Origin of the sequence: Adlercreutzia sp. DFI.6.23 (assembly GCF_024462535.1) — a bacterium.
Taxonomy (GTDB): domain Bacteria; phylum Actinomycetota; class Coriobacteriia; order Coriobacteriales; family Eggerthellaceae; genus Adlercreutzia; species Adlercreutzia rubneri.
The window spans coordinates 1-289 of the sequence record NZ_JANGBP010000770.1; the positions used below are offsets into that span (position 1 = coordinate 1).

The window sequence follows — 289 nt, forward strand, 5'->3', positions numbered from 1 at the left end:
CAGAAGGGTTGAAAGCGCGTCTCTGGGGCGTTTGCCTTAGGCCACGGGCTCCAGCGCGGCCACCTGCTGGCCGGCGATGCGGCCGTTCACGAGGCAGTCGAGTGTGCCGTTGCAGCCCAGACGGCAGGCGCCGTGTACGCCACCGGTGGCCTCGCCCGCGCTCAGCGTGTTTTCCAGGCTCTCGGCGCACCAGTCGGGCACGTTGTCCACCGAGCCGATCTGCACGAGCGGCGTGCCCACCTCGAACATGGCGTCGCAGAAGCGCTTGCGGTCGGTGAGCTCGTTGACG

Annotated in this window: 1 pseudogene; it reads right to left on the reverse strand. The window is 68.9% G+C overall.

Going from position 1 to position 289, the window contains the following annotated elements:
• Positions 1 to 36 precede the first annotated feature (36 nt).
• Positions 37 to 289, reverse strand: a pseudogene (locus tag NE591_RS15400) (hypothetical protein); the annotation flags it as partial.